The sequence below is a fragment of the Streptomyces sp. DH12 genome, assembly GCF_020873895.1.
Classification (GTDB): Bacteria; Actinomycetota; Actinomycetes; order Streptomycetales; family Streptomycetaceae; genus Streptomyces.
In genome coordinates this window covers 1-394 of record NZ_JAHWGT010001621.1, presented here as the reverse complement: position 1 = coordinate 394, position 394 = coordinate 1, and the positions used below count along the sequence as shown (strand labels likewise).

The window sequence follows — 394 nt, the reverse complement described above, 5'->3', positions numbered from 1 at the left end:
GGCTGGATTGTGCCCGTGCTGTACGTCGTTCCGGTGTGCTTCGTGTGACGGATTGGCATACCGGCGGGCCGGACACCGTCCGGTCCCTCGCACGGGGCGTGCGGCGCGTCAGGCGCGGAGCACGGCGTCCAGCCAGGCGTACGTCTCGTCCTGCATCGGGGAGGCGAAGGTGTGCCCGTGTCCGGGCCACACCTCCAGCCGCAGCCGCTCCTCGGCGTCCCAGGCCCGCCAGACCGTGCGGAGCCTGTCGTAGGCGGCCCGTACGCCGTCGGCGGGGAAGTGGGGGTCGCGTCCGCCGTGGAGGAACAGCATCGGCTTGGGCGCGGCGACGCTCGCCACGTCGGGAAGGTCGAGGTGGCGGGCGAGTCCGGGGTGCAGCATGTGGAACGCCGAC

General features: G+C 72.8%; 1 pseudogene. It reads right to left on the bottom strand.

Annotated elements, in window-relative coordinates:
* Positions 1 to 108: 108 nt before the first annotated feature.
* A pseudogene (locus tag LPA54_RS41385) lies at positions 109 to 394 on the bottom strand (dienelactone hydrolase family protein); the annotation flags it as partial.